Source organism: Clostridium tyrobutyricum DSM 2637 = ATCC 25755 = JCM 11008 (assembly GCF_000359585.1).
GTDB lineage: Bacteria > Bacillota > Clostridia > Clostridiales > Clostridiaceae > Clostridium_B > Clostridium_B tyrobutyricum.
The window spans coordinates 1-6,988 of the sequence record NZ_APMH01000055.1 but is presented as its reverse complement, the minus strand read 5'-3'; the positions used below and the strand labels follow the sequence as shown (position 1 = coordinate 6,988).

At 29.0% G+C, this 6,988-nt stretch carries 8 protein-coding genes; 2 read left to right on the top strand and 6 right to left on the bottom strand.

Annotation, left to right across the window (positions count from 1 at the left end):
- The coding region (locus J418_RS15795; protein WP_017896025.1) for a pyridoxal-phosphate-dependent aminotransferase family protein at window positions 1-1,177 on the bottom strand (1,177 nt) is incomplete at its 3' end.
- A 218-nt stretch (window positions 1,178-1,395) separates the two neighbouring features.
- Here J418_RS15795 and J418_RS0115190 point away from each other — a divergent pair.
- Entirely contained in the window at window positions 1,396-1,992 is a 597-nt protein-coding gene (locus tag J418_RS0115190) for a uracil-DNA glycosylase (RefSeq protein WP_017751987.1), read from the top strand.
- Here the strand turns inward: J418_RS0115190 and J418_RS0115185 are convergent.
- From J418_RS0115185 to J418_RS0115165, 5 genes are read right to left on the bottom strand one after another with little or no spacing between them, the layout of a single operon-like run.
- Window positions 1,989-2,822: an alpha/beta fold hydrolase gene (locus J418_RS0115185; RefSeq protein ID WP_017896024.1), complete on the bottom strand. Its 834-nt coding sequence runs from the start codon at window positions 2,820-2,822 to the stop codon at window positions 1,989-1,991. The genes J418_RS0115190 and J418_RS0115185 overlap by 4 nt on opposite strands.
- Window positions 2,823-2,825: 3 nt before the next feature.
- Window positions 2,826-3,269 (bottom strand): VanZ family protein, encoded by a 444-nt coding sequence (locus tag J418_RS0115180; RefSeq protein ID WP_017751985.1) that lies wholly within the window; start codon window positions 3,267-3,269, stop codon window positions 2,826-2,828.
- 12 nt (window positions 3,270-3,281) lie between these two features.
- Complete coding sequence (locus J418_RS0115175; protein WP_020381136.1) at window positions 3,282-4,253, bottom strand: hypothetical protein; 972 nt, start codon at window positions 4,251-4,253, stop codon at window positions 3,282-3,284.
- Between the two features lie 11 nt (window positions 4,254-4,264).
- Window positions 4,265-5,278: a M42 family metallopeptidase gene (locus J418_RS0115170; RefSeq protein WP_017751983.1), complete on the bottom strand. Its 1,014-nt coding sequence runs from the start codon at window positions 5,276-5,278 to the stop codon at window positions 4,265-4,267.
- Window positions 5,269-6,294 (bottom strand): zinc-binding metallopeptidase family protein, encoded by a 1,026-nt coding sequence (locus tag J418_RS0115165; protein WP_017751982.1) that lies wholly within the window; start codon window positions 6,292-6,294, stop codon window positions 5,269-5,271. Before J418_RS0115165 ends, J418_RS0115170 begins: the two co-directional genes overlap by 10 nt.
- A gap of 132 nt (window positions 6,295-6,426) precedes the next feature.
- On the opposite strand from J418_RS0115165, the gene J418_RS0115160 reads away from it, so the two are divergent.
- Entirely contained in the window at window positions 6,427-6,921 is a 495-nt protein-coding gene (locus J418_RS0115160) for an HD domain-containing protein (protein WP_017751981.1), read from the top strand.
- The last annotated feature ends 67 nt before the right edge of the window (window positions 6,922-6,988 follow it).

Below are 6,988 nucleotides of genomic sequence, written 5' to 3'. Positions count from 1 at the left end.
ACTGACACACTAGGTTATGTTTGTAATGATTATTTTCAGTATTCTTGACACTATTTAAAAAACATGAAGACATATCACATGCACACTTAAATCCAAACTTCTCCAGTGATTGTTGAAGAGCATATAGAGTATAGCTTACTTTATCATATCTTGCATTCTCACCCATATGTCCTATTCTTATAACTTCTCCTTTCAAATATCCAAATGACCCAGCTATCATTACATCATAGTTTTCTTCCATATACTCTCTAAGTTTATTATCCTGAATTCCATCTGGTACTTGTATTACAGTAACTGTACTTGAATATCCATCTTCAGTATACAAATCAAGCCCCGCTTTTCTTACTGCATATCTTGTACTAGATGCTATATTTTTATGCCTATTTAATATTTCTTTATCTTTCAATATATTATCTACCGCTTCTCTTAAGCCATATATATCACTTACTGGAGGTGTATATGGAAACCATTTATCCTCATAGTAATTTTTCCAAGCAAGCAAATTACAATAAAAAGATCCTATAGGACTCTTTCTATTTTCCATAGACGAAAAAGCATCTTTACTTATACTTACAATTGTAAGTCCCGGAGGCGCTGAAATACATTTTTGTGATCCACCTATAACTATATCTATATTCCATTTATCTACTTCTAAATTCTCGCCTCCCATAGCTGCAACACTGTCTACTACAGTTAATATCCCATATTTTTTTAACAATGGGCATATTTTTGATATATCATTCAGCACCCCAGATGGAGTATCGCAATGAACTACTGTAGCATATTTAAAATCATTATCCTTATCCAAAAATTCTTTCAGATCTTCTATATTTATTGCATGTTTTCTATCCGCTTTAAAAAATACTACTTTCCCACAATATAGCCTTATAAAATCGGCAAATCCTTCCCCAAATATTCCATTATCTATTACAAGAACTCTATCCCCTTTTTCAGTTAAAGATGCACATGCCGCTTCCAATCCCAATATTCCTTCTCCACACAATACTCTAACTTCATTTTTAGTATTTAAAACTTTGCCTAATCTATTACAAGTTTCCTTATAAAAGTCATAAAATTTATTATCCAGATCCGGATTAGTACATCTTATACTCCTTGCGATTCTTACATTTTCACTAACTTCAGTTGGTCCTGGTGTCATTATATATGGAATTCTCATAAAACTCACTCCCACTTTTTTATTAATTATAAAAAATTATATCATGGTTTAAACCTTTTTAAAAATGTATCGTTACAACTAAAATAATAATTGATATAGTTGCTAAAATAATATTTTGGTATAATTTATATAAATGTTTCAACTTATAGCTAGAATAATTTTATAAATAAATTAGAATTATATAAAGTGAATCTATAAACTAGAAAGGATCAATTCGTATGTATGAATATGAAAAACTCAAAGAAAAAATCAAATTAATATGTGAAAACTATAATAATTCACCCATAGGTGGATATATCACAGGCGATGGCCCCATTCCATGTGATATATTATTTGTAGGAGAAGCTCCTGGGAAAACAGAAGTTCAAGAAGGAAAACCTTTTGTAGGAATGGCAGGAAAAACTTTTGAAAAATATCTAAACTATGTTGGGCTTACAAGAGATAATGTAAGAATAACAAATACCTGTTTTTTTAGGCCCATAAAAATAGGCGAAAGCACAACTGGTAGAAAAACTATAAAAAATAGAACTCCAAAAGTTTCAGAGGTATCCTTATTTAAGGATATTTTAGATGAAGAAATCAATATTGTGAATCCTAAAATAATTATAACTCTTGGTAATATACCATTAAATAGATTAACAAATTTTAAAACCATAGGGTCTTGTCATGGTGTGCTTTTCTTTAATGAACAACTGCATAAATATATATTCCCCATGTATCATCCATCATCTCTAACCTACAATAGAAATGAAGATTTCAAACAAATGTATGTAAATGACTGGACAAAATTAAAGGAAGCTCTAAAACAATTTTAGAGCTTCCTTTGCTTAAATTTTTCAATTCTGTCAAGCCATTCATTGACCAAACAATTAAATAATTTTTCCTGCTCTATTTGAAGATTATGTCCCGCTCCATCCAATATTGAAAAAGTAGCCCTTGGGTAATTATCTATAATACACCATGCATCTTTATATCCTACACGAGAATCCTGATGCCCTAAAAGTATGAGTGCAGGTTTATCAAACTTTGCATTAATCTTATCTACATCAAATGTAAATTTAAATCCATTTCTTTTTAACTTCTTCAAAAAGTCATGATCAGCCGCTTTTACACCAGATGCCACTTCAACTTCATATCTTCTATAAGTCCTCTTATTTTGAATTGTAAGCATTTGACCAAAACCTTTAGCATCATTTGGAGATAATTTAGCCAATAGATCATCATCTTTTATCAAAACAACTCTTTCAGGTAAATTTCTATCTTTCATGTTCGGTATTATAACTGGACATATTAATAAAATTCCATCTACCATATCTGCCATTTTATAAATTATACCTCTTGATACATATCCTCCATACGATTCACCTGCTATAATAAATTTTTCATTTGGAATAATATTCTTAATAAACTTAATTATTATATCAAGTATAATGTCCACATTATTTATCCATTCTCCGCTATTTGATTCACCCATACCTGGTAAATCAATATATATTCTCTTATAGTTTTCTCTGTTTTTAAATATAGGTTCCATGCATCCCATCATTAATCTATGATCTGCAGCATATCCATGAAGCATAATAACTGGTTTTCCATGTCCCACTATTTCATAATTTAATAAAAGATCTTTTATTTTATATTTCATATTCTATAAATCTCTCCTATATTTATTCTTTCTACGACTGTGAAACAAACAACATAAAAGTGATGCAAAACCTCCGGAAGTATCTATTATAACATCCCTTATTCTTGAAGATCTGCCTGGAACAAAAAACTGATGTATTTCATCAGAACATGCATATAAAAATACTATTACTATTGACAATAAAAAAGTCTTCTTCATTTTAGATTTCTCATATAGTGCGTTAAACAACAATATATATAATATAAAATACTCTGTGAAATGAGAAAATTTCCTTACTGCAAAATTTGCTAGATTTCCAAATACACTATTAAGATTTATTCCTGACTCATTAAATAGATATACAATAAATCTACTTTTTTCATCAGATGCAACTCCTGATTGACTTGAAAAGGAAAATATTAAAATCATCCATAAAAATACAAGCAACCATTTGATTTTTTTATTCATCTTAAAACCTTTCTAAATTAATTCCTGTAATAATTTTATTGTTTCATCTATATCATCAATAGATACCATTTCAGATATTGAATATTTATATCTACATGGTACATCAATTTCACCAGTTCTTATTCCAGACAACTCTTTATGTAAAAGTCCTCCTTCTGATTCATCTTTATCTATACTGTACTGCAATTTGACATCTGACTTTTTAGATGCATCTTCCAACATAGCTTTTATATCTTGATGGATTATTAATGCTTTATCCATTATTCTCAATACTGGACCTTTACCTATATCTATAATTTTTTTCTTTTTATCAATGGAACTTGATTGTTTAGTACCAATTACAACAGCATAGTCCGGATCTATTATATTTGCAGCAGCTCTTGCACCTATTCCTCCTATTTCACCCTGAGTTGAAAATACAAAATAGACTTCTATATCTTCTCTTTTAAAGTTTTCTATAAGTTTTAAAAGTATGTAACAGCCAATCTTATTATGAAGCAATGGACTCACTATATTATTATTACCTACTACTAAATATGGCCCTATAAGAGATGCTGTATCACCTTCTTTAATATCTTCCAATACATCTTCTTTTTTACTCATGCCTATATCTACAAATATTCCAGACTCACAACAATATATCTTTCCCAATGTACCATTTTCAAATCTTATAAAACTATGGGAAACATCTTCTTTTCTAAATAATCCAATACTCTCCATGCTTATCAAACCATCTTCACATATATCATTAACTATAAAACCTGTTGAATCCATATGTGCACATAACATTAGCTTGTCTTTTCCAGAACCTTTTTTTACAACTATGTTTCCAAAACTATCTATATATGGTTCATGCCCATTCTCATTTAAATGCTTTCTTATTAAATCTCTTATTTTATCTTCATTACCACTGATTCCATAGGAATTAATTAAATTTACTAGTAAATTATCCATGAATTTGCTGCCACATAAAGCAGCTTTCAACTCCTCTCTAGCTAAAATGATTTTATATATTTTTTTAATAACTTTATTGTATTTTCATAATCATTTAAATCGCACATAGACACAATGGAATTCATATATCTACATGGTATTAGTACCGACAAAATTTTCATATTCGAACCTGTAAGCTGTACAGATGTAGATTGTCCTTCTTTTCTTGTTCCTGCTATTCTTTGATAAACAATATCTGATTGTTCTGCAATACTTCTAATGCATTTTACATTTGATCTATCAAGCATAGAAATTCCAGCTTTAAATGGAATAACCGGGCCTCTTCCAAGAAATACTGGAGCACCCTCATTTATATCGATATCTACTAGATCATTTGCATTTACTGTATCAATAGAAACAAAAATATCAGGTTTTACACTATAATTGGATGCAAATACACCTCTTTGTCCTATATTTTCCTGAACATTAAATGCTGCATATAAATCACAATTATAATCTTCTTTTAACATCTCAATGAGAATAGAACATCCTAATCTATCATTTAAAGCTTTGGATTTGATGATAGTATCAGAAAATTTTTCAAATTCTATGTTGAATTCTGCAAAATCACCTAAATCTATAATACTTTTAGTTTCACTTTTAGAATATGAACCTATATCTATACAAAGATCATTTAAAGATATACTGTGAGTTCTTTCTTTTTTATTTTGTAGATGAATTGGTTTTAATCCTATCACTCCTCTTATTTTATGTTTTCCTATTAAAACTGTTTTACATGGAAGTGAATTTATATTCATAGAGCCTAAAGTTGAAAATTTTAGAGTTCCATCACTATTATATGATGTAATTATAAGTCCACACTCATCCATATGTGCTGATAGCATTACCTTTAAATTAGATTTATCATTTTTACCTTTTTTATGAACTAAAATATTGCCCATATTGTCAATGGAAAATTCTAAATTCATAATCTTTAATTCATCTTTTATTAAATTTCTAGTATCTCCCTCATAACCAGTTGGTCCTATAGAATTACATAACTTTTCTAAAAGCAAAATAATCCCTCCAATTCACTACTACTCAGATCTTGAATAAATCTTGCAAGAAGTCTTCCTGTGTTCCTTATATCATTCATATTAACTATTTCTACGGATGTATGCATATATTTTATAGGTATTGATATCAATAAAGTAGGTATTCCTCCTTCTGATATCTGAATATCCCATGCATCAGTTCCTGTATTTCCCGATTCAACTTCTATTTGGTATGGTATATTATATTTTTTAGCAGTGTTTATCATTCTATCTCTAAGTTTAGGGTGTATATTAGGTCCTATACATATAACTGGGCCTCCATTTAAGGTATTTTCTCTATCAGAATCTCCCATTACACCGCCATCAAAAGTTACATCTACTGCTATACCAATATCCGGCTTTATGTCATAGCTGGCCATTCCAGCTCCTCTATGCCCCACTTCTTCCTGGCATGAACAAACAAAATAAACATTCAAATCTGGAGTTACATTTTTAAGTTCTTCTGCACAAACATAAATGGATGCAATACTTGCTCTGTTATCAATAGACTTACAACTAATATTGGAATTCAACAATTCTGTCATCTTTCTGTCTAAAGTAATATAATCACCAATTCTAACTAATGATTTTAATTCATCACTATTTAATCCTGTATCTATATACAAATTTTCTTCAATTAATTTATCATCCACTATTTTAGACTTTAAAGCTACAATTCCGCATATATCCTGTCTTCCATGAATAAGAACTTTCTGGGATACAAGACTTTTAGGATCTATTCCTAAAGTTTTAAACTCAATGAATCCTCCATTTAAAATCTTATCTACCATTAAAAATACTTCATCTGCATGTGCCATTATCATTACTGTATTAGCTCCTATACCTTTTTTATGTACATATATATTATTTAATTTGCTAATCTTTATATTATCTGCGTATTCACTAAAATTATCTTTTATAATAGGATAAATTATATTTTCTTTTCCACTTGGTACGTGAGCTTCACAAACTTTTTTTAAGAAATTTAGGTCTTTCATTCTTTACCTCCAATCGGATAAATTACAAATCCATTATATATCTATATTGATACCTAAATTAAAATAGATTATTATGTATATAATAACATATTATCACGTTTTACAATAAAATATAAAATTTAGGAGGAATTTATGACAAAATTATCTGGATTGATTATTAACAAAATGATAAGTTATTTTAATAATGATGTTAAAAGAATAAATCATGCTTTAAAAGTATACAGCTTTAGTAAAAGCATAGGTGAATTAGAAGGATTAGATGAAAAACAAATGCTAATATTGGAAATATCTTCGATACTGCATGATATAGGAATAAAACAAAGTGAAAAGAAATATAACAGTACAGCAGGAAAGTATCAAGAACTAGAGGGGCCCCCAATAGCTAAAGAACTTCTTAAGGACATAAAATTAGAAAAAGACATATTAGATAGAATATGTTTTTTAATAGGTCATCACCATAGTTATAATAGAATAGATAAAATAGACTTGCAAATACTGGTCGAAGGCGACTTTTTAGTTAATGCTTATGAAGATAAACTAAATTATGATCAAATAAAGACTGTTAAAGATAAATATTTTAAAACTAAGACGGGAAAATATTTCTTAGATACTATTTACAAAAAATAGCATAAATAAAAAAGGATAGTCTAATAGACTATCCTTTGGTGGCTCACCGGGGAATTGAACCCCGGAC